Here is a 19253-nt window from a genome sequence, read left to right as displayed (position 1 = left end):
CACTATGGCATATCTAGTGCCTAAGAATGATTAGCCCCACGAGATCTCGTGTTTGAATATCAAGAGGTTACAATAACGTTAATTTGTCAGGCAACCATTCGCCGGAAACCAGTTGGGGATGAAGCGACTTTTCCCCAAGTATGGCGAGGCCCTTGAGACTTTTGCTGAATCTGGGCTCAGACGCTGCAGGTAGCGGAAACGCGCCATTTCCATTGACAGGCCTCGGGGCCGCGGGTGTATAAGAAAGCCGCAGCGTGCCGCCTCTTCGGGGCGGCATGTTGCATTTTGGCCTGACACAGTAACTTTGACATCGTTGCCCATGCCGGGCGCGAGCGTTGCTTTCGTGCAGGCGTTCTTAAGGAGACAAAAGAGGTTATGTCCGAGACTGCATTATTCGGTAACTACGCAAGATCGAACCTGTCGTTTGATCATGGGGAAGGTGTCTGGCTTGTTGCGAAAGACGGCCGACGATTCCTCGATTGCGGTTCCGGTATTGCCGTCAATTCCGTAGGGCATAGCCATCCGCACCTCGTATCCGCGTTGCAAGAGCAGGCTGCCAAACTCTGGCATGTATCCAACCTGCATCAGATACCTGAAGGCGAGCGCCTTGCGCAGCGCCTTTGCGATGCCTCATTTGCCGACAAGGTGCTTTTTGTGAATTCCGGCGCCGAAGCGATGGAAGCTGCCATCAAGTGCGCGCGCAGGTACCACTTCGACAAAGGCCAGCCGGAGCGCTATCACATCGTAACCTTCGAGGGCGCGTTCCATGGTCGGACCCTTGGGACCATCGCTGCGGGCGGCCAGGCCAAGTATCTGGAAGGATTTGGCCCGAAGGCACCGGGTTTCGATCAGGTGCCTGCGAACGATCTGGATGCGCTCAAGGCTGTCCTTGGACCGCAGACGGCAGCGATCGCGCTTGAACCCGTCCAGGGTGAAGGCGGTATTCGGGAAATCCCGACGGACTTCCTGCGTACTGTGCGTCAGCTGTGTGATGACCACGGTATCTTGCTGATCCTGGACGAAATCCAGACCGGCGTCGGCCGTACGGGCAAGTTTTTTGCGCATGAGTGGAGCGGCATTGAGCCGGACATCATGGCCGTTGCCAAAGGCATTGGCGGCGGGTTTCCGATGGGGGCCTGTCTCGCAACAGCGGACTGCGCAGAAGCGCTAGCACCTGGAACGCACGGAACGACTTTCGGCGGCAATCCCCTTGCGATGTCGGTCGGCAATGCTGTGCTGGATGTCGTGCTTGGTGACGGCTTTCTGGAGGATGTTCAACAGAAGGGGCTCCATCTCAAGCAAAAGCTTGCGGGCCTCGTGGACAGTCATCCCAAAGTGCTGGACCAGGTGCGAGGCAACGGTCTGATGTTGGGCATACGGTGTGTTGTGCCTGTCGGTGAATATGTGGGAGCGGCACGTGATGCTGGCTTGCTGGCAGTGCCCGCGGGCGACAACGTCGTACGCATCATGCCGCCGCTCACAATTAGCGAAGAGGAAATCTCAGTTGCCGTAGAGCGCCTTGAAGTGGCTGCGCAGGCGATTGAAGCGAAACTGGTGGAAGGAGCGGCAGAATGACCGCGAACGGAAGCTACCGGAATTTTCTGGATCTGACCCAGTTTGACGGCGACGAGTTGCGCGCCATTCTTGACACCGGTCGCAAGATCAAGTCCAGCCGCAATGGCGTACGCCGTGGCGAAGGCCCGCTTGCGGGCAAGGTTCTGGCCATGATCTTCGAACAACCTTCGACACGCACGCGCATTTCCTTTGATGTCGGCATGCGGGAGCTGGGCGGTGAAACCCTGATGCTGACCGGTGCTGAAATGCAGTTGGGCCGGGGAGAGACCATTGCAGATACGGCCAAGGTCCTGTCGCGTTTCGTCGATGCCATCATGATCCGTATCCTCGACCATCATGAACTCAATGAACTTGCCGAAAACGCAACTGTTCCGGTTATCAACGGTCTGACCAAAGTGTCGCATCCGTGCCAGATCATGGCAGATGTCATGACGTTTGAAGAACATCGCGGATCGATCAAGGGCAAGAGTGTTGCCTGGACAGGTGACAACAACAATGTTCTGGCGTCGTGGGTTCACGCAGCACCGCGGCTCGACTTTGAACTGCGCATTGCAACACCAGCCGAATTGGCACCGCCGCAAGACCTAATCGATGCGGCCCGTGCCAAGGGTGGTTCCATTCTCGTGACAACAGACCCATATGAGGCGGTCAAGGGGACCGACTGTGTCGTGACCGACTGCTGGGTGTCTATGGGCGATGATGATGCGGAATCGCGTCACAATCTGCTCAGCGCCTATCAAGTGAACAACCGTCTGATGTCGGAAGCGAACAGCGACGCTTTGTTCATGCACTGCCTGCCGGCTCACCGCGGCGAGGAAGTGACGTCGGAAGTGATGGATGGTCCCAACTCTGTGGTGTTTGACGAAGCCGAAAACCGACTCCATGCCCAGAAGGGTATTCTGGCCTGGTGTTTCGGCGCAAGTTAAGGCAATTCCATCGTGGCATTGAATCTTGATGAACTGGGCATCACGCCCGCAGGGCTGGATGCTGTCCGGCCCTTTGCTGTTGAAACTCTGGATGTCAGGGGCCGTGCCGTTGCGCTCGGTCCAGTGCTGCAGACCATCCTGGGACGGCATGACTATCCTGAACCGGTCTCTCGCCTCCTGGCCGAGGCCATCGTCCTGACATGCTTACTGGGGACGTCGCTGAAGTTCGACGGGCGGTTTACCCTGCAAACACAGACGCAAGGTCCGGTTTCCATGCTGGTGGTCGATTTTGCATCTCCGGATGCTATTCGCGCCTGTGCGACCTATGACGCCGAAAGGGTCGAGGCGCTCATGGAAGCTGGAAAGGCGACGCCGGAAGCCTTGCTTGGCCACGGACACCTGGCCATGACAATCGATCAGGGTCAGCATATGCAGCGCTACCAGGGTCTCGTGGAGCTGGACGGTGTTTCGCTGGAAGAAGTTGCGCGGCGGTATTTCGAACGGTCCGAGCAGATCCCGACCGAAGTCCGCCTGGCCGTAGGTGAACTTTTCACGAGACAGGAGGGCGAAGGCCCCCACCGGACCTGGACTGCAGGTGGCGTGGTGGTGCAGTTTCTTCCTGAATCCCCTGAGCGGATGCGCCAGGCGGATCTGGATCCGGGCGATGCTCCCGAAGGCACTGAAATTCACGAAGTTGAAGAAGACGACGCCTGGGTCGAAGCCAAGCTGCTGGTCGAAACAGTCAAGGATGTCGAACTGACGGATCCTGAAGTCAGCGTCGAGATGCTGCTGTTCCGATTGTTCCACGAACGCGGCGTACGCCTCTTCGAGCCGCAGCCTTTGTTGGATAAATGCCGCTGCTCGCGCGAAAAGATCGAAGGCGTGCTGGCTGGCTTCAGCGCTGAAGAAATCGAACAGATGACAATTGATGGAAAGATCGTCGTCACCTGCGAGTTCTGCAGCACCAAATACGAGTTTGACGACTGATCGAATGCATGAACGGGCGCAACTCTCAGTGCGCCCGTTGCCCTTTCGGATGCACGAACCTCGCTCCCAGCAACATTCTGTTACACTTTTCAACGTGCCAAACGTCTGGTCCGCGCTTATGTGAGACTTGAATTTTGCATCGCGAAGGAAATCTATCCTTCGAAGCGGCGAAGCAAAGCTTAGCCTTAGAAGCGTCTTGACCTCCGGGTGCACAGAATATGCTGCAGTCTATTAAATCCGATTCCGCCAATACGCAGGTCTCTGAAGTTCTGCCACCTGAGGACAGGGGGCAAGACCAGCGGCCCGGGCGGATCGCGATTGTGCTCAAAGCCCTTCTTCAGGCTGCGCTCGCATTTGCCATTCTGTTCGGTGCGGTAACCGGGATGAACTCGCTTGTCGCAACCAAGCCTGATGTTCCCAAGAGGCCTGTCCAGGAAAAAAGTTACGCTGTAACCACGGTTGAGGCTGTCCGCGGCGACCATGCCCCGATGATCAACGTGTTCGGTGAGACAATGGCAGGACGCGAAGTTGATTTGAGGACGCTGGTTGCCGGTGAGGTGGTCGAGGTTCATCCGAACCTGAAAGCGGGGGGGCATGTTTCGCAAGGAGAAGTGCTGGTCGCAATTGATCGCTTCGACTACGAAGGCGCGGTGACCGAGGCGGAAGCCAACTTGGCTGAAGCGCAGGCCGCTCTTGTGGAAAGTGAAGGTCGGGTGCGGCTGGAAAAGGCAAATGTTGTCCGGGTCACGGAGCAACTGGATTTTGCCGCGCGTGACCTGGAACGGGCACAGGAGCTATTGGGACGAGGGGCCGTGACCGAGCGGACTCTCGATGAGCGAAAGCTTCTTGTCTCCCAGCGGCAGCAGTCGCTGGAACAGACCGAAAACTCTCTTGCGTTGGAAGAGGCCAAGGTGGTTCAGCAAAAGGCTGCGATCAAACGGCTGGAGTGGCGCATGGAGAATGCAGAGAGGCAGCTGAGCAACACGATCCTGAGGGCGCCGTTCGACGCGATTGTGCGTTCGGAAGAAGCTGAACTCGGTCGGCTTGTCAGCGTTAACGATGCGGTTGTTTCGCTTTATAGCAGCGACGAATTCGAAGTGCGGTTCACATTGTCGGACAACCAGTATGGCCGGCTGCTTGCGGAAAGTGGCACGGTTGTCGGGCGGCCTGTGGACGTGACCTGGTATCTGGGCAACGTTCCTGTCAGCTATCGGGCCGTTGTGACACGTATCGGTGCCGACGTTGCCAGCACCAGAGGTGGTGTCGATTTGATCGCCTCTATCGAGAGTGAAGGCGTGGATGTGCCACTTCGCCCAGGTGCATTTGTAGAGGTTTCCGTGCCTGATCAAACTTATGCCGACAGCTTCCGGATCCCCGAAACAGCCTACTATGGCGAAGGAACCGTCTACGTTGTCAAGGATGACAGGCTTGAACGGCGTGAGGTGATGGCGCTTGCCATTGATGACGGCTTCATCCTGGCAAAAGGAGATCTTGAACCGGGCGAAACATTGCTCGTGACACGTATCCCCGAAGCAGGAGAAGGCCTCCTCGTTCAGGACGTTGCATCCGGTGGTGAGGCCGCTGGCCCGCAAAATGTCAGTCAGACGGACACTGCTTCCGGCGAAAATCGGTAGGAGGGCGACTGATGGTTTTTGAAGGAAAGTCCCGCGGTCTTCTTGAGGTCGTCGTTCGTCATCCGAATGCGGCCAATCTCATCATGGCCGTCATGGTGCTCTTCGGCGCATATGGGCTTGCAAAGCTCAACACCCAGTTTTTCCCCACAGTCAAAACTGAAATGATCACCGTTTCGGTCACTTGGCCCGGCGCAAGCGCTGAGGATGTTACGTCGAATATTCTGGAAGTTGTCGAGCCGGAATTGCGGTTTTTGGACAGTCTCGATGAAATCGTTTCTTACGGACGCGAAAGCAGCGCGACGATCAGAATGGAGTTCTTGGAAGGTGCCGACATGCAGGTGGCGCTATCCGATGTCGAACAGGCCATTTCGAACATTACAACATTGCCGATAGATTCAGAAACACCTGTCATATCCTCCAATACCTTTACCGATGGCGTTGCGACGATCGCGTTGCGGGGTCCGTTCTCCGAGGATGCGCTGAAGGTGTTTGCCCGGCAGATCCGGGACGATCTTCTTGAGCGCGGGATCGACAAGGTGGAACTGAACGGCTACCGATCGCCGGAATATCTCGTTGAGGTGCCCGAACGGGAATTGCGCCGGCTTGACCTGACCATTTCCGATGTCGCCAGCCAGATTTCCGGAAACACAATCGATCTCCCGGCGGGCAGTCTTGACGGTGCTGTGGAGCGTCAGATCCGCGCTTTGTCTGAGCAACGCTCGCCTGAGGCCGTTGGCCGAATTGACGTAAAGTCCTTCGCAACGGGCGAAAAAACGCTGGTCAAAGACATTGCGGATGTCAGCCGCGACTTTGACACGGGAGAGAACCAGGGGTTTTCGAACGGAATTCGCGCAATAGAACTGGAGATCCTTCGGGCGGAAAACACTGACACCTTGAAGGCAGCGCAGATCGTTGACGACTATCTGGCCGAAATCAGCCCGCAATTGCCGCAATCTCTCGAATTGTTGAAATACGATGTCCGAGCAGATGCGGTCAAAGGACGAATAACACTTCTTGTCGAAAACGGTCTGACCGGTCTGGTGCTCGTTGTTGGGATCCTGTTTCTGTTCCTGAATTCCAGGATTGCCTTCTGGGTCGCCGCCGGCATACCCGTTGCGATGATGGCGACCTTGGGGATCATGTGGCTGATGAACGAGAGCATCAACATGATTTCCATGTTCGCGCTCATCATGATGTTGGGCGTGATTGTTGATGACGCGATTGTCGTTGGCGAGCACACCGCAACGCGGCAGGCCATGGGCGACACACCCGAAGACGCGGCCATCATCGGGGCGTCGACCATGCTTGCCCCGATCTTCGCCGCCAGCGCCACAACAATCGCCGCTTTTCTGCCGATCCTTCTGATCAGTGATGTGCTTGGGCAGATCATGGGCACCTTACCAGTCGTGGTCGTCGCGGTGGTCCTTGCCTCGGTAATCGAGTGTTTTCTTATTCTTCCCGGGCACCTCTCCCACGCTCTCGGAAGTCGTCCGGGTTGGAGCTGGTGGCGTGTGGCCATTCTGGCTGCTGCACCGGCGTTCTTCCTGACAGGTTTGGTAACACAGCCGGATCTTTCCGTGCCGCCTTTCCTGGATGTGATTGATGATCCATTGCGCGCTCTGAAAGATGCTGTCGGGATATTCGCCTTCGAAGTCATTCTGATTGCCAGCTGTTTCTTTCTCGCTGTCGCGATTGAAACATTGCTGGCTGCCTTGCGGCGAGGCAAACAGCGTGATCAGGGTGCAGAAAGACCAAGCTTGTTCCGGCGCGGGTTTGATGGCGGGTTCAACTGGATCCGCGATTACCCATTCAGGGCATTGGTGTCTGCAGCCGTGCACTGGCGGTACGTCACATTTGCAATTGCGATTGCTGCCTTGATACTTGCCGTCGGTCTGGTGCGCGGCGGGCGTGTTGGCTTCACTTTCTTTCCCTCTCCTGAGGCTGAAAACCTCACAGCGTCCGTGTTCTTCCATGCCGGCATACCTGAAGAGCAGGCAATCGAAGGTATCTTGACCATCGAAAAGGCCCTCAAGGACGCTGAAGCAAATCTGACCGAGGGAACGGATCAGTCCCTGGTCAAGGCAACATATGTCACGCTCGGGTCCGCCGGAAACAATCGCGGCGACAATATTGCAAGCATTTCGGTTCAGTTGACGCTTTCGGAAGAAAGGACTGTGAGAACACCGGAAATCGTGCGTGCCTGGCGAGCGGCGCTTCCCGCCATTCCTGGCACCTCGCGGATCGCCATCGCAGAAAGGCGGGGCGGCCCCCCGGGACGGGATCTGGACATCCGTCTCACCGGGGCACCGCTTCAGGATCTGAAGGCAGCTGCTCAGGAACTGCAGCAGGAACTGTCAGCTTTTCCGGGTACCAGTGGCGTAGAAGACGATCTGCCCTATGGCAAACCCGAGCTTCTGGTTGAGCTGACCCCCCGTGGCCGCACACTCGGATTTACGGTCGAAAGCGCAGCGCGGCAAATCCGCAATGCGTTTGAAGGAAATATTGCCAGACGCTTTGCGGAAGGGGATGAGGAAGTTGCCGTCCGAGTGAAACAGGTGTTCGACCAGAATGGGACGGCGGCGCTTCGTCAACTGTCGCTGAAGACGCCAGCGGGCGAGTTCGTGCCCTTGACCGAAGTGGTCAATCTGACAGATGCGCAAGGCTTTTCCGTAATCCTGAGGAGGGATGGCAAGACGGTTGTCACGGTTGTTGCGGATGTCGACAGCACGATCACTTCCAACAATGAGATCATTGCCGAACTCAACAAGGCATTTCTGCCGGAACTCGCACAAAAATACGGTCTGGAATACTCCTTTGCAGGACGTGCCGAGGAACAGTCGAATGCCTTCTCGGATCTCCTGACCGGGATAATGATGGCAGTTGCAGGTATTTACATCATTCTGGCGGCGATCTTTGCCAGTTACTCCAGACCACTTGTGGTTATGTCGATCATCCCGTTTGGCATCGTAGGGGCGATTGTTGGCCACTATCTGATGGGCTTCAATCTCACAATCCTGAGCATGATCGGGCTGCTCGGGCTGGCCGGCATTCTGGTCAACAACTCGATTATTCTCGTCGCCCGGTTCGAAGAGCGCAGGAAGCAGGGAGAGGAGCTCTATTCGGCCGCTGTCGGATCAAGTTGTGATCGGTTGAGAGCGGTTCTTCTGACATCCATGACCACCATCGGTGGTCTGCTGCCTTTGATGTTCGAAACCAGTCTTCAGGCCCAGTTCCTGCTGCCTATGGCAATTACCATTGTGTTCGGGTTGGCAACGGCAACCGCGCTTGTGTTGGTTCTGGTGCCTGCGCTGATCAAGATCGGAGATGACCTTGCCGGGTTGGTTCTGATGCGTCGTGGCCGTGCGCAATTACCGGCCCCGACTTCGGGTGGGCGCGGGATCACTCCTGCTGAGTGATCAAAGGCGATGGGCGAAGTTTGCCGTTGCCTTGGCCGCTGCTGCGATGTTCCCATCAAGCGTTGCCGGGGATCTGCCGCGTGGGCCGAAATCGTGGTTTCCGTCCTCCAGATAGGAGAGGGATACATGATCCGGCAGCTTGATCTCGTCCAGTTCGGCTCTATTGCCAAAGGGGTCCCGCTCTCCCTGTAGGATCAGAACCGGTCGTTTTGCGTCTTCGATTGGTGCCATTCGCCAGTCTGCGTCCGGTTTGCCCGTCGGATGGAACGGGTATCCGTAACAGCAGATCCCTTTCACCCGTCCGGGCAGAGACCCGCCGCCGCCGAGCATCGCAGCGACCCGTCCACCCATGGATTTGCCACCAATCAGCAAAGGGCCTTCGGTTTCCGTCAGGATCGTCTGCAGCGCTGTCTGGAACTCACTGATCAGTTTGTCCGCGCGAGGTGGCGGACGTTTTGAACCACCTGTCCGCCGTCCGGCCATATAGGAAAATTCGAACCGGGCAACAGCCACGCCTTGTAGAACCAGCGCTGTGGCGAGCTTTTCCATGAAGGTTGAATCCATCGGTGCCCCGGCGCCGTGAGCAAGCAACAGGCTGGTGTGGGCAGGCGTGTCGGGGCGGGTCCAGAGGAAGGCGCTCATGATGATGTGATCTGTCGCAGGGGTATTTGATGTAAAAGGCGGTAGTATCTGGCGTATAGAGCCTGGGATGCCTTTGCAAGGCGCAAGATCCACTCCGCAACGACGAGGCGCAATGTTTGAACAGCTGGATATCAATCAGGTTCGTATGGCCTGTTTTGCCGGCATTTTCCTGCTTATGGCTCTGCTCGAGGCGGGATTGCCGCGGCGGCAGCTGAAAAGCAGCAGGCTGAAGCGCTGGCCAACAAACTGGGGCATCATATTCCTGGATGCCCTGCTGGTGCGCCTCATATTCCCGATTGGCGGCGTGGGACTTGCTCTTCTGGCGCAGGAACAGGGTTGGGGACTTTTTAGCCTCTTGGGTTGGGGCGGTCTGGTTGCCGGCCTGTTGACATTTCTTGTGCTTGATTTTGCCGTTTGGGGCCAGCACGTCGTTTCGCACAAGGTGCCGATTTTTTGGCGAATCCACCGGATGCACCACGCTGACAGCGAAGTCGATGCTACCACGGCACTGCGTTTTCACCCGATTGAGATCCTTTTGTCCTTTGTCTGGAAAGGCCTGGTGATCGTCGCTCTTGGCGGACCTTGGGAAGCCGTGTTGGTCTTCGAGATCGTGCTGAATGCTTCAGCTGTCTTCAGTCATGCCAATTTTCGCATCCCCTCAAGACTGGACAACATCCTGCGCTTTGTCATCGTCACACCGGACATGCACCGCATCCATCATTCGGTTCTGCGCCGGGAAACCGATTCCAACTACGGCTTCTACCTATCCATCTGGGACAGGCTCTTCGGCACTTATGTTGAAGAACCGGAAAAAGGCCACGACGGCATGGAAATTGGCCTGGGTCCTGCGCTGACACCACGCGCGCACTCCTTTCCCTTCAGTCTCGCAATTCCTTTTCTGGCAAATGGCGATGCCAAGCCGGAGACGAAAAGCGCATCGGAAGAAAAGGCGGACCGTCAGTAAAAACTCTGCGGGAAGTACCGCAGGTAAAGCTCACGGAAGATACCTTTTTGATGCAGCTGGCGGAGCGCATAAGTCAGCGCGGCAGCGCGCTCCGGGTCGTCCGAGCGAGTGGCGATTGCCAATCCTTCATCGAAATAGCCTGGCTCCAACCAGGGACCGCCTGCAAAGGCGCAGCAACCATCGGCGGCCTGGCTCGGTAACCAGAATGAAAGGCTGAGCCCATCGCCGAAATGTGCATCTGCTGCGCCAGATATGACTGCATCCCGTGCGGCTGTTTCCGTCTCCAGGCTGACAATCTCGGCCATCGGCCAGAACCTGTTGGCAAAGGCTTCATAGCGTGTGCCTGCCTCGACGCTGATTTTAACGCCGTTCAGCTTCTGCTCGTCAAATGTCGCCACCTTGTTGGCAGCAACGATGAACCGGGCGGGCAACTTCATATAGTCTTCGGTGAAATTCAGGCGCCGTGTGCTCGCCAGATTGCGCGACAGGCCGGAAATGATGGCATCGCCTTCATCCTCATCCAAGGCGGGCAAAAGGACGTCGAAGTCCTTGATACGCAGTGCGCAGGAGCTGCCCAGCTCCTGGCAGAGCGCGCGTGCCAAATCGACGTTGAAACCTGTCAGGCGACCTTGCGGGTCGCGAAAGACGAAAGGTGGATATCCATCCGTTGCAAGAAACTGGATCTTGTCCGGGATCGAACCGGGACGATCATGCACCGCTTTCGGATCCCAGAAATTCGGCACCCGGATCGCCTCGTCCTGGGCACTTGCGGATTGGACCATGATCGCAAGAAGGCACAGGCATGCACCCAGAAAACCAATGGAAGTTTGTTGTCCTATCCTCACGCGGAATTCCCGATGCCTCTTTGATACAGCGCAGTGGCTGCCTTGCTGCCAAATCAATTGTGGGCGCAGAGTATCGTGTTCAGGGTCAGCTTGTCAGCACGCAATGTCATTTCACGGCCGGACATTAAGTCCAGTCGATTATGATCCCTCAAGCAGCTTCCGTCTCATGAGGATTTTCGACAATCGGCCAGATCGGCCGTTCCAGTCTTGTGTAGGCATTGTTCCTGGGGTCACTCGGATAGGGGCCATCGACGGCACAATATAAAATATCCGTAGCAATGGTTTCGAAAGCGCTGTGAAAATGGTTCGTGGATTTCACAACGAGCGTTTTTTGAGCGGTGACGTCGATGCCGAGATTGGTAAAGAGATCCGGCGAAAAAGTCTGTGCCCGGTTCGAATTCAAAACCACGACAATGCCATTGATATCGATCACCGCGCAGTCTCCAAGGGGTACAACGGACTGACCAAAGCTTTGCACAGCGTTGCGCTGTGTCTTGAGCACACTGACGTTGCCATCGACCGGGTCGCCGGCATCCGAGGCGGTTTTCCCGCCGAACCTGAGGTCAAGGCACGCGCCTTCTCCTGCTGCATGACACAGACGGACAGCCATAGGGTCCCAGATCGTACCGAACGCAATGTCCGTCAGTCCCAGATCGAGTGCCCGGCGCAGCAATATGGTTGAATCACCTGCAACACCGCCGCCGGGATTGTCCCAGACATCGGCAATGACAACGGGTCCTTGTGGATGTGCTGTTGCCTTTGCCAGGGCAGCACTGGGCGACAGAAATTCCGGCCGCGTCGTTCCACGAAAGGAAAACAGTTCCAATCCGAGTTTTTCTGCGAGCTGGTCTCCTGCTTGTTTCTCGTTGTTTGTGGTCACAAGGATCTTGGCACCGAGATCGGGAGAGTCTCCTGCCATGAAACCATGGATCACGGACAACGACAGAGCTGCTCCGGACTGTTCATGACGGACCATCTTGTCAATGAAGCCGCGCATGGGAGCACGGCTTGTCGGCAGTATTTCGATCATGCGCACATCGAACACAGACAGGACCGGTTCAATTTCGCTGCGTGCGGCCCGCAGTGTGAGCTCCACACATGCTTCGCCTGTTTCAGCAAAATCCGTATGCGGGAACTCCTTGAAAACCGTAATGATATCGGCGTTCTGGATGCGCTTGTCGCTGAGGTGACTGTGTGGATCAAACGTCACGCCAATTTTGGCGGCAGGTCCGGCAATCTGGCGAGCCGCAGCGATCAGGTCGCCTTCGCAGTCGACACATCTATCGGCGATCATTGCGCCATGAAGTCCGAGAACGATGGCATCAAGCGGCAGGGCGGCGTGAAGTTGTCCCAGGATTTCATCGCGCAGATGTGTCCAGGTTGACGTGTTGACCAGCCCGCCGGGTTCTGCCCAGGTCGCTGTGCCTTCGATCAGCGTGATTTCACCGGCACGAGCGCGTTTGCGAAGCGCTGGAAAGACCCCGCTGCACAGGGTTGGGGTCTCGGGATGTTTCCCAGGCGGGGCATAAAAGCTTTCTTTAAAGTCGGCGAGATCCGTTCGGAGCGGAGAAAAAGTATTGGTTTCAGTCGCGATGGAAGCACAGAAGACGCGCATTGAAGTGTCCTGTCCAATGAGAGGCGTTTCTTGTTGTTGTTGCAAAAAGGATGGCCGGTGGGGGCTTAATCTCCCACCGGCCGTTTTCATTAGTCGAGGTAGGTTTCAGCGTTTGCCTTGGCAACTTCCGCCTTGAACAGCGTCAGGAGCTCAACCGCCTTTTCATCGAGGTTTTCATTCACGTGGCCTTCAAATGCCGGTTGCGTCGCTGCGGCCATGGCTTCGCGCTGAGCATCGTCCAGTGCGGTGACTTCCATGGCATCCATAAGTCCGGCGAGACCGCGTTCGGAAGACTCGATAATGCGCGACAGGCCTCGGCTTGCGGTGACACAGTTTTCCGCCGCTGCATGAAGCGTTGCACGCTCTTCATCGCTGAGACCTTCATAAAAGGCCCTGTTGATCATGAATGTGTATGGCGAAAACAGGTGGTTTGTGAGCGTCAGATACTTCTGTACCTCGGAAAAGTTGGCAAAGGAGATGATCGGAACCGGGTTCATCTGACCGTCGATCACACCGGTTTGCAGACCGGAGTAAACCTCACCCCAGGAGAGTGGATAGGCTTCTGCACCAAGCGCTTGAATGATCGTCTGGTGCGAAGGCAGGGTCATTGTCCGGATACGGATGCCCTCAAAGTCTTCAAGGTTCGCAATTGGTTTTTGCGAATTTGTCACCGCGAAAAAGCCGCCGGTGTCCGGGAAGCCGAGGACAACCACATCGCCCAACGACGCTTCGATGTCGGCAGCTAGCGCTTTGCCGAAATCGCCATCAAACACCTTGTAGGTCGCTTCGTTGCCTGCAAACGCAAACGGGAGGTTCAGAACATCAATACGCGGATAGTAACTCGCGAGTGCCCCGGTAGATGTGAGAGTTGCCTGGATGAGACCGTCCCGAACCTGTTGAACGTGTTCTGCTGCCGAACCGAGCTGGTTCGAGCCGAAGACCTCGACGTTCACACTTCCATTGGTTCCTGCCTGGACCAGATTTGAAAAAACTGCGGTGCAGGCATGTGCCGGATTTTCAAATGGATCAGTCTTGTTGTCGTGGCCGAACTTGATGGTGCCTCCGGCACCGAGCGCTGTGCTTGCCGTCATGGATATGGCAAGGGCCAGTCCTGTTGTAAGTAGTCTCATGTTTTCAGTCCTCTCTGGTTTCTTATGAGGTCAGTTGGCAAATCCAAGGAAGCGTGGCAGCAGCAACGCTGCGTCTTCCCAGAATGCAAAGATGAAAAGGATGCTGATTTCGGCGATCAGGAAGGGCATCAGCTTGATCGATATGCGTTCGAGCTTTTCCCCCGTCACAGAGGACAGGACGAAAAGACAAGCGCCGACAGGCGGTGTCATCAGCGATATGTTCAGCGCAAGGACGAAGATGATCCCGGCGTGAATGGGCTCCAGGCCGACCTGCTCGGTCAGTGGCACGAGGACAGGCGCAAGGATGATCAGGATCGCGGTGATGTCCATCACCATGCCAACCAGCAGCAAAAGCCCGATGATGATTGCAATAACTGCGTAGCGGTTGTCGGAAAGGCTTAGAACATTCTCTGCTATCAGTTGCGGAATGCGCTCAAAGCTCATCCACCAGCCGAGAATTCCCGCAAAGGCGATGATAACGAAAATGACACCGGTGATCCGGGCAGTACGCACCAGCATCTGGTAGAAGGCTTTAAGCTTGAGTGTGCGATAGACGAAAACACCGATGAAGACAGCATAGGCGACCGCGATGGATGCGGCTTCCGTTGGTGTGACAACACCACCGAGTATGCCGCCCAGAATGATAATCGGCATGGCCAGCGCCGTAAGTGAGCTGACAAATGTCGACCAGACTTCCTTCAAGGTCGCACCCCGCGCCGCCTTGGGCAGGTTTTCCCGGTTTCCGCCAATCACGATGACCGTCATGCAAACTAGGCAGATGACAAGACCGGGCAGAATTCCGGCTGCAAACAGACCCGCAATCGAAACGCCCATGAGCGAGCCATAGACAACCATGAGCCCGGAAGGAGGGATTGTCGGACCGATGATGGATCCGGCTGCGGTCACGGCACAGGCATAGTCGCGCTTGTATCCTTCCTTGACCATTGCCGGCACGAGCGTTCGTCCAAAGGCGGCTGCATCTGCAGTTGCAGAACCGGTCAATCCGGCAAAGAAAACAGAGGCCAGCATGTTGGTGTGCGCCAGACCGCCTCGGAACCGGCCCACCAGAACCTGTGCCAATTTGACGAGCCTGTTGGTGATTCCGATGCCGTTCATGATTTCCCCGGCCAGGATGAAAAACGGCATGGCGAGAAAGGGAAAGATATTCAAACCGTTGAAGATCTTGCTCGGTCCGATGGACAGGAACTGTGTGCCCCCCATGTCGATCAGGCCGACGACACCGGCAAGACCGATGGCAAAACCGATCGGCATGCCGAACAGGATCAGTAGAACAAATGCAAGGCCCGCCCACATCACACGGCTTCCTCTTCAGTCGGGAACTCCAGGTGAGTGCCGAGATCCCGAACGAGAACGAGAGCAAGCTGAACGCTGCAAAGTGCTGCAGATACCGGTATGGCTGCATAAAAAGGCTCGAGACTGAGCCCGAAAATCATTGCCTGCCGACTGGCGCCGCTGTGGGCGAAGCTGAGGCCAAACCACAGAACATAGACAAAGAGGCTCAGCGCGAGCAGATCCATGACGACGAGCACGGTCCGCTGGAACGGCTTGGGCCACAAGTTTAAAAAGGCTGTGAGACCAATATGTTCGCGGCGGGCAATACCGCAGGAAATCGCCAGCATCGCCGCCCAGATCATCAGATAGCGTGCCATGACCTCGGGCCAGGGGAGTTGCCAATGAAAGTAATATCGGTCGACGACGCCCAGCCAGACATCCAGCACCAGCAACAGCATCAATAAGGCAACCACGGCTTCGGTGATCGTGTTGATCCGTGCGCTAGCGAGACGTGCCCACGTTTGCATTCCACCCTCCCAGATACGTAATTGAAGTACATAGTGTGGAGAGAAAATTACAAAATCAAGCAAAATTTCTAACTAAAGTACAAAAATGATATCAAATTGGCACTTAATTCTGTATCTTGAGTCTGGATTTCAAAAAGAAATGTACTTAAATTACAAATTGAAATGATGGCGTGGGAGCAGGAAATGTCGGATAGCGAAAGCGCGGAAACTGAACTTCCCAAACGTGGACAGGCTGCCGTTGCAGATCTGATTTCCGCATTGAACCGCATAGACGGCCAACTCGCCTCCCGCGAACAACGCGTTGCAGATTACGTCAAAGCCAATATCGACAGCATCAGCACGATGACCATCGCTGAGCTTGCGGGGGCTGCCGATGTTTCCACCCCCACCGTGATCCGGTTCTGCAGATCTCTTGGGTGCGATGGTTTCAAGGAATTCAAATTGCGTTTGGCGCAGAACCTGGCCGTTAGCCTTCAGTATATTCGGCCGGACGTGGGTGAAGAGCCGGCCAGCATGGAAAATTCTATCGACCATGTACTGGCGGCAATCTATGCGACGACCAACGCCATGCGTAAACAGCTCGATCCAGCGCAACTGGAACTCGCCAAGAGGGCAATTGTAGGCAGCAAGCAGCTTCTTGTCGCTGGTATGGGCGGAGGGTCATCCGTGCTTGCGCAGGAGGGGGCCAACCGGTTTTTCAGGCTTGGCATCACGTCAATGGCCGTCAACGACAGTTACATCCTGCAAATGCGGGCCGCAACGCTGGGGCGTGAGGACACGCTGCTCCTGTTTTCAGCAAGCGGTGAAACCGATGCGATTGTTGCAGCTGCAAAGGTTGCCGGAGCTTATGGTGCAAATACTATTTGCATCTCGAAGCCCGGAAGCCGGCTTGCGAGTGTTGTCTCCATTCCGATCGTTGTCGATCTGCCGGAAGATCCACATATCTTCAAGCCGACTGCAAGCCGCTATGCATACCTCGCAGTTTTGGATGCGATCGCCATGTCGGTCGCTTATGAAACCAGAGAGGAAACAACGGAGAACCTGCGCCGGATCCGCTCTTCGCTAACGGCGTATCATGGGCGTACTGCTCCTCAGCCTTTGGGCGACTAGGCAAGGCAATCGCCAGTCCATTAAGGGGGGGCATTCGCCATCCATCCCGCGCAGTCTACCAGGTACATGAAGCCTTTTGTGTGTGAAAGACAATGCTCAAGACACAGCGCACTTGCTGGCCATGAGCGCGAAACGGGTGTCAGTCTCCCGCCATTGGATCATATGATCTCAGCACCACGATCGTGTCGAAGCCCTTGATCTCCTCTGCATAGAAGTGCCTCTCGGTGAATGCGGCATAGGCTTCCATGGAGGCGCATTCGATGGTCAGCACCAGGTCGGCCTTGCCGGTGACATGATAAAGCTTTTTCACTTCCGGCAATGTCAACAATTTCTCGCGGGCTCTGGCATTTCGCTCCGGCTGGCCCCGTACCATTTCCAGCATGGCGAGCAGGGTGACGGTGGATCCGGTCACTTCGGGTGCTAGGACGGCAATTTCCTTTTGGATAGCGCCTATCTCCCGGAGTCGCTGGACCCGGCGCAGGCAAGCGGCCGGCGACAGGCCGACTTTTTCGGAAAGCTCCTTGCCGGTCTGGCGCGCGTCGAGGCTCAACAGACGCAGCAAGCGGTGATCGAAGTCATCAAGCGGTTCCATAAGTTTAGTTCCGTTCAAAGTTTTCTTGCGAGAAAATATCATGAATTCCTCGTTGGTGCGAAAATTTCCTGAATGTGTGAGAAAATTGCGCACTCTGCGCAGGAGTGTCCTTTAGCCTTCGCTACAGTCAAGACGAAGGAGCACTCGAGATGAGCGATCAAACGGCAAACCTCAGCCTATTCCAAACCGCCAAAGCGTCATTCCCGGATCTGTTGCAGACCTTTGTTGGGAGGCTTCAGCACCAATCGAAGTGCCGCACAGACGCGCAAAATCTGGCCCGAATGCCGGATCATCTGCTGCGTGACCTCGGTTTAAGCCGATCAGAAGTCTCAAAGTTAGTTGGGAGAGAGCTGACCGATGTGCCGCCCAATTGCGGTGACACCGATGCGCAGAGGATACTGAGGCGGTTGAACTGCTGGAGCGGGTGAAGGGAATCGAACCCTCGTCTTAAGCTTGGGAAGCTTCTGCTCTACCATTGAGCTACACCCGCGGGGGCTCCGGGAGCTTTCTGCGCCGAGCGGGCGGGTCTGTCAACTCAAGAAGTTGGATATCGACGGTCTGTTGATCTTGCACTGCGGCAAAGAAATCGCCATGTTCGCGCGGGCGCAAAATGCGCCAATGATGATGGCACACTCCAGGTCGGAAATATGCGAAACAAGGTCAAGGCGCTCGTCACCTCGCGCAATTGGGAATTCTGTATCATCGGGATTATTGTCCTGAACGCCATCACGCTGGGCTTGGAAACCAGCAAGACGGTGATGGATCAGATTGGCGGACCGCTCGTGTTTGTCGACAAGGTGATCCTCGGGATTTTCGTGGTCGAGCTGATCTTGCGTCTCTATGCGCATGGCCTGAAATTCTTCAAGGATCCCTGGAGTATTTTTGACTTTGTGATCGTGGCGATTTCGCTTGTACCAGCCAGTGGAAATCTCTCGGTGTTGCGTTCGTTGCGCATCTTGCGTGTCCTGCGACTGATTTCGGTCGTTCCCTCGCTCAGACGCGTGATCGGAGGCCTGATTGCAGCGCTTCCAGGCATGGGGTCGATTGTTGTTCTCATGGCGCTGGTTTTCTACGTTTTTGCTGTTATGGCGACCAAGCTCTTCGGGCAAACTTTCCCCGAATGGTTCGGCGACCTCGGAGCGTCGCTTTATACGCTCTTCCAGATCATGACGCTGGAGAGCTGGTCCATGGGCATCGTGCGTCCCGTGATGGAGGCTTATCCTTATTCCTGGCTGTTCTTCGTGCCCTTTATCCTGTGCACGGCATTCACAGTGCTCAACCTCTTCATCGGTATTATCGTATCGGCCATGCAGGAAGAACATGATGCCGAGGCCGATGCGAACCGGCAGGCGATCCATGACGATACCGGCCTGATCCTGGAAGAGGTGAAAGCGCTGCGGACCGAACTGAAAGCGCTCAGGGCCGAGGTCGACAGGACCAAATCTTAAAGGATCTCGAGGGTTTCCTGCGGACCTTCAACGAGAAGGCGCACACCGTCTTCCGTGTAGTGGCGCGCAACTACGCTTAGTCCAAGTGCTTCGACGCGCTTTTCCAGGTTTGAACTGGAGGCGAAATCCGCGCTGAACTCCTTTTGGGCCAATTTTCTGAATGGCACGAGTTCAGCGTTGTTGATGGCGTCCTGAGCTGCGCCGGAATAGGCCCTCGCAAGGCCACCGCCGCCGAGTTTGGTGCCACCGAAATAACGCACGATCAGCACCGCGCAGTTGATGAGTTCCGCCCCTTGCAGAATGCGCAAGGTCGGCATGCCTGACGTGCCGGCGGGTTCACCGTCGTCCTTGCTGCTTTCTTCGACCCTGTCATCTTCCAGAAGCCGTCTGTGAGCCGTGACCACATGATTGGCCTTGCGATGTTCTTTGCGAAGGTCGTCCAGTCGTTGGTCAAACGCTTCAAATGGGACCAGATGCGCAAGAAACCGGGATTTCCGATCCTCCAGAAAACCCTCGAACTCGCGAGTGACGGTCTTGAATGCCATGCCG

17 protein-coding genes and 1 tRNA gene are annotated in these 19253 nt (G+C 56.1%); 9 read left to right on the top strand and 9 right to left on the bottom strand.

The genetic code is table 11. The features are described from left to right. The first annotated feature begins 375 nt into the window (after nt 1-375). The 5 genes from K1718_RS21725 to K1718_RS21705 all read left to right on the top strand — a co-directional run bounded on the left by K1718_RS21725 (nt 376) and on the right by K1718_RS21705 (nt 8538). A complete protein-coding gene (locus tag K1718_RS21725) occupies nt 376-1575 on the top strand; it encodes an aspartate aminotransferase family protein (RefSeq protein WP_265680880.1) in 1200 nt (399 codons plus the stop codon). Continuing rightward, nucleotides 1572-2501 carry an ornithine carbamoyltransferase gene (gene argF, locus K1718_RS21720; RefSeq protein ID WP_152502938.1) on the top strand — a complete coding sequence of 310 codons (930 nt, stop codon included), beginning with the start codon at nt 1572-1574 and terminating at the stop codon, nt 2499-2501. Before K1718_RS21725 ends, argF begins: the two co-directional genes overlap by 4 nt. A 12-nt stretch (nt 2502-2513) precedes the next feature. Continuing rightward, a complete protein-coding gene (locus K1718_RS21715) occupies nt 2514-3488 on the top strand; it encodes an Hsp33 family molecular chaperone (protein WP_265680881.1) in 975 nt (324 codons plus the stop codon). A gap of 218 nt (nt 3489-3706) precedes the next feature. After that, a complete protein-coding gene (locus K1718_RS21710; RefSeq protein WP_152502936.1) occupies nt 3707-5122 on the top strand; it encodes an efflux RND transporter periplasmic adaptor subunit in 1416 nt (471 codons plus the stop codon). Between the two features lie 11 nt (nt 5123-5133). Then, the gene (locus K1718_RS21705; RefSeq protein ID WP_265680882.1) at nt 5134-8538 is read left to right on the top strand and encodes an efflux RND transporter permease subunit; all 3405 of its coding nucleotides are present in this window, start codon (nt 5134-5136) and stop codon (nt 8536-8538) included. Here the strand turns inward: K1718_RS21705 and K1718_RS21700 are convergent, their stop codons facing one another. Then, complete coding sequence (locus K1718_RS21700; RefSeq protein WP_265680883.1) at nt 8539-9180, bottom strand: alpha/beta family hydrolase; 642 nt, start codon at nt 9178-9180, stop codon at nt 8539-8541. It abuts the gene before it with no gap. 112 nt (nt 9181-9292) lie between these two features. Between K1718_RS21700 and K1718_RS21695 the strand changes: the two genes are divergently transcribed. Next, a complete protein-coding gene (locus tag K1718_RS21695) occupies nt 9293-10144 on the top strand; it encodes a sterol desaturase family protein (RefSeq protein ID WP_152502933.1) in 852 nt (283 codons plus the stop codon). On the opposite strand, the gene K1718_RS21690 is transcribed toward K1718_RS21695, so the two are convergent. The 5 genes from K1718_RS21690 to K1718_RS21670 form a co-directional block, all read right to left on the bottom strand. Beyond that, nucleotides 10138-10989 (bottom strand): transporter substrate-binding domain-containing protein, encoded by an 852-nt coding sequence (locus tag K1718_RS21690; RefSeq protein WP_265680884.1) that lies wholly within the window; start codon nt 10987-10989, stop codon nt 10138-10140. The two genes, K1718_RS21695 and K1718_RS21690, sit on opposite strands and share 7 nt — an antisense overlap. Nucleotides 10990-11137: 148 nt before the next feature. Beyond that, nucleotides 11138-12604 (bottom strand): M81 family metallopeptidase, encoded by a 1467-nt coding sequence (locus tag K1718_RS21685; protein WP_265680885.1) that lies wholly within the window; start codon nt 12602-12604, stop codon nt 11138-11140. Between the two features lie 89 nt (nt 12605-12693). After that, nucleotides 12694-13734, bottom strand: coding sequence for a TRAP transporter substrate-binding protein (locus K1718_RS21680; protein ID WP_152502931.1), 1041 nt, complete (start codon nt 13732-13734; stop codon nt 12694-12696). Between the two features lie 30 nt (nt 13735-13764). Next, nucleotides 13765-15048, bottom strand: coding sequence for a TRAP transporter large permease (locus K1718_RS21675; RefSeq protein WP_152502930.1), 1284 nt, complete (start codon nt 15046-15048; stop codon nt 13765-13767). Next, the gene (locus K1718_RS21670) at nt 15048-15554 is read right to left on the bottom strand and encodes a TRAP transporter small permease (protein ID WP_265680886.1); all 507 of its coding nucleotides are present in this window, start codon (nt 15552-15554) and stop codon (nt 15048-15050) included. The genes K1718_RS21675 and K1718_RS21670 overlap by 1 nt, the downstream gene beginning before the upstream one ends. 183 nt (nt 15555-15737) lie before the next feature. Here K1718_RS21670 and K1718_RS21665 point away from each other — a divergent pair, with 183 nt between their 5' ends. Continuing rightward, nucleotides 15738-16664 carry a MurR/RpiR family transcriptional regulator gene (locus tag K1718_RS21665; RefSeq protein WP_152502928.1) on the top strand — a complete coding sequence of 309 codons (927 nt, stop codon included), beginning with the start codon at nt 15738-15740 and terminating at the stop codon, nt 16662-16664. Between the two features lie 139 nt (nt 16665-16803). On the opposite strand, the gene K1718_RS21660 is transcribed toward K1718_RS21665, so the two are convergent. Further along, the gene (locus tag K1718_RS21660; RefSeq protein WP_173006112.1) at nt 16804-17256 is read right to left on the bottom strand and encodes an Lrp/AsnC family transcriptional regulator; all 453 of its coding nucleotides are present in this window, start codon (nt 17254-17256) and stop codon (nt 16804-16806) included. 149 nt (nt 17257-17405) lie between these two features. On the opposite strand from K1718_RS21660, the gene K1718_RS27560 reads away from it, so the two are divergent. Then, nucleotides 17406-17684: a DUF1127 domain-containing protein gene (locus K1718_RS27560; protein WP_418068047.1), complete on the top strand. Its 279-nt coding sequence runs from the start codon at nt 17406-17408 to the stop codon at nt 17682-17684. Here the strand turns inward: K1718_RS27560 and K1718_RS21655 are convergent. After that, nucleotides 17673-17746, bottom strand: a tRNA-Gly gene (locus tag K1718_RS21655). The two genes, K1718_RS27560 and K1718_RS21655, sit on opposite strands and share 12 nt — an antisense overlap. A gap of 157 nt (nt 17747-17903) precedes the next feature. Between K1718_RS21655 and K1718_RS21650 the strand changes: the two genes are divergently transcribed. Then, the gene (locus tag K1718_RS21650) at nt 17904-18704 is read left to right on the top strand and encodes an ion transporter (protein WP_152502925.1); all 801 of its coding nucleotides are present in this window, start codon (nt 17904-17906) and stop codon (nt 18702-18704) included. Here K1718_RS21650 and K1718_RS21645 read toward each other — a convergent pair. Beyond that, nucleotides 18701-19249 carry an IMPACT family protein gene (locus K1718_RS21645; RefSeq protein ID WP_265680887.1) on the bottom strand — a complete coding sequence of 183 codons (549 nt, stop codon included), beginning with the start codon at nt 19247-19249 and terminating at the stop codon, nt 18701-18703. The genes K1718_RS21650 and K1718_RS21645 overlap by 4 nt on opposite strands. Between the last annotated feature and the right edge of the window lie 4 nt (nt 19250-19253).

Source organism: Roseibium porphyridii (assembly GCF_026191725.2).
Taxonomy (GTDB): Bacteria; Pseudomonadota; Alphaproteobacteria; order Rhizobiales; family Stappiaceae; genus Roseibium; species Roseibium porphyridii.
This window is presented reverse-complemented; position numbering and strand designations above follow the sequence as displayed.